The organism is Methanocalculus sp. (genome assembly GCF_029762515.1).
In the GTDB taxonomy this organism is placed as follows: domain Archaea; phylum Halobacteriota; class Methanomicrobia; order Methanomicrobiales; family Methanocorpusculaceae; genus Methanocalculus.
In genome coordinates this window covers 1-2897 of sequence record NZ_JARVGN010000305.1, presented here as the reverse complement: position 1 = coordinate 2897, position 2897 = coordinate 1, and the positions used below count along the sequence as shown (strand labels likewise).

2 protein-coding genes are annotated in these 2897 nt (G+C 52.7%); both read left to right on the top strand.

Going from position 1 to position 2897, the window contains the following annotated elements; translation table 11 throughout:
- Positions 1 to 150 precede the first annotated feature (150 nt).
- Positions 151 to 1395 (top strand): response regulator, encoded by a 1245-nt coding sequence (locus QCH34_RS10035; protein WP_300333615.1) that lies wholly within the window; start codon positions 151 to 153, stop codon positions 1393 to 1395.
- A gap of 12 nt (positions 1396 to 1407) precedes the next feature.
- Positions 1408 to 2802: a PAS domain S-box protein gene (locus QCH34_RS10030; RefSeq protein ID WP_300333613.1), complete on the top strand. Its 1395-nt coding sequence runs from the start codon at positions 1408 to 1410 to the stop codon at positions 2800 to 2802.
- The last annotated feature ends 95 nt before the right edge of the window (positions 2803 to 2897 follow it).

Here is a 2897-nt window from a genome sequence, read left to right as displayed (position 1 = left end):
ACACAGGTCTTGGACTCTTTCTGGCACGGGATATTCTGGCGGCATGCGATTGTGCCATCCATGAATGCGGTCTGCCTGGAAGAGGAGCGTGTTTTCAGATAACCGTTCCGAAAGGAAGGTACCGGTTCGTGGAATAAGGAGGGAAGAGCGATGGTGCAGACAGAACACATTCTCATTGTAGAGGATAGTACTACCCAGGCAGAATATCTCCGCAGAATCCTTGAGGGCGAAGGGTACCGGGTTACTATTGCCGTAGATGGAGAATCTGCCCTGAGGGGGATAGCCGAAGAGACACCCGATCTCGTCTTAAGCGATATCGTAATGCCGGGGATGAGTGGCTATGAACTCTGCGAGAAGATCAAAGATTATGGCACTATTCCGGTATTCCTCGTCACCCAGCTCTTCGATCCCGAAGATGTCGTGCATGGCGTCTCATCAGGGGCTGAAAACTTCATCATCAAACCCTTTGATTCAGTATTTATTCTAGATCGGCTGAAGGATTTTTTTGAGAAGAGAAAAAAAGGCAGCCAGGATGATGACCTGACCATCCAGATTTCCGGCAACAGCTACCATATTGATGCCAACCGGGAGACAATCCTGAATATTCTCCTCTCAACCTATGCCCTTGCCGTTCAGAAGAATATCGATCTCTCCGAGGCACGCGACGAACTCTTCAGCCTGAACGAACAGCTCCATGAGAAGAACGATGTATTAAAGGTTGAGATTATGGAGCGTGAACGGGTCGAGAGGGCGCTTTCAGAGGCACACAGGAAACTCTCCCTTGTGACGAGCATCACCCGGCACGGGCTCTTAAACCAGCTTGGAGCGATCCATGAATCACTCGAATATGCAGCACGCGTTCTTGAAGAGAATCCGGATACAGCAAAAGAGAGCATCCTCTCCGGAATAACCGGACTTGGACGGGCAATCCAGACAACCCGGTTCACCCAGGAGTATCAGAAGATCGGTGAGAATCCACCGGTATGGCAGAAGGCAGGATCACTCGTACCCTCCGAGGGTGAATATCCAGTTGAGATTACTGCTGCCATACCCTCCGAACTTTCAATCTATATCGATCCCTTTGCGGCAGAGGCGATCAGGGCGATTATCAACGATTGTATCAGAAGACGTGCAGAGAGGATCCAGATCACCTGCGAGGAACGAAAGGCAGGCTACAGTATCATTCTTGAGGATGATGGAATAGGTATTCCTGCACCCGCAAAAGAGGCGCTCTTCTCGCATGAACAGAGTCCGGGCAGGGGGTTCTCCCTCTTCCTCGCACGTGAAGCACTTGCGATCACGGGTATCGAGCTGAAAGAGACAGGAGACCCACGGCAGGGCGGCCGCTTTGAGATTCACTGCCCTGCAGGGGTTTTTCAGATGGGCTCAAGGTAACCTGGTGCGCAGATGGCAACACGTAATCATCCATTCCTCTCCGATCCGATTGAGCGGCGGCGGATCATTATCGTCGGTGTGGCTGCCATTCTGGCGCTCTCATCAAATGTTATAGGGCTTTTGTATGGTATCACCACTGTCTTTCCTCATCTGATCTACTTCCCCATCATCATTGCCGGGTACTGGTATCCCCGGCGTGGCCCTTTTGTTGCGTTCCTGATTGCCATCATCTACTGTATCCCGGCATATCTGCTCATGCCCCAGGATCTCTTCACCACCGCCTACATCATCGCAAGGGGAACAGTCTATGTGATCATCGGAGTGATCATATCGCTTCTGGCAATCCGAATGAGGCAGTCCGAACAGAAACTTCATGATCTGATCGAGTTTCTCCCGGACGCAACCTTTGCAATCGACCAGAACGGAACAGTGATCGCCTGGAACCGGGCGATTGAGGAGATGACAGGCATTCCGAAGATGAAGATGATTGGAAAGGGGGGGTACGCATACTCGGTTCCATTCTATGCAGAGAAGCGGCCAATCCTGATCGACTGTGCCATGAACCCCGGGATCGAGGCGAAAACCTGTTATCCTGCGATCAGAAGGAGAGGGGATATGATGGAGGCTGAGGTGATCGCTCCGGCATTGCATGATGGGAAAGGTGCCCATCTGAAGATTGCAGCCACCCCTTTCTATGACACAGGAAATGCGATCGTCGGGGCTGTCGAATCGATACGCGACATCACCGAAGAGGTAAGAATCCGATCCGCCCTCCAGAACTCAAACCGCCAGCTGACAGCACTGAGCGGGATCATCCGGCATGGACTCTCGGAACGGCTTGAAGAGCTGTACCGGCATCTCACCATTGGAAGTATCCGGTTTGATGATCCGCCAACTCTCACCTTCCTTGAAGAGATCGAAAAAGCGGCCGATGGGATCAGGCGCCAGATCGTCATATCCAGGGATTTCCGTGAGATCGGATCCCGGCCATCTGCCTGGATGCCGGTGCAGGAGACGATTGCCGGTGTTTTAAGTCGGATTGATGCAGGAGGGATAACCGTTTATTCATGGACAGAGCGGCTTGAGATCTTCGCCGATCCGCATCTTCCGGCAGCATTTACGCATCTGATAGAGAATGCCGCAGCAGCGGGGGCTACTGCCCTTGTTATCACGTATCAGATCCGAGAGGGTGAATGTTTCATCTGTTTTGAGGATAACGGGCCCGGCATCCCTGATGATGCCAGGAAGAGACTCTTCTCAGAGGGAACCGAGCGATCCGGCCAGGGCCTCTTCCTGACACGGGAGATTCTTGCCATCACCGGGATCACCATTCATGAAGAGGGGAGAGAGGGTATTGGTGCACGGTTTGTGATGGTTGTTCCCCCGGAGGGGTACCGGATCACCTGAAAGAGGGGAGGATAAGATGGATCCACGACGTATTCTGGTACTGGCTGACCCGGAGAAGACGGCAATCGAATCGCTGGTTGAGAGGATTCCGGGTG

Bases quoted from the DNA above. Each gene is read 5' to 3' on its own strand.
- QCH34_RS10035 (WP_300333615.1), top strand. From the start codon at position 151: ATGGTGCAGACAGAACACATTCTCATTGTAGAGGATAGTACTACCCAG.
- QCH34_RS10030 (WP_300333613.1), top strand. From the start codon at position 1,408: ATGGCAACACGTAATCATCCATTCCTCTCCGATCCGATTGAGCGGCGG.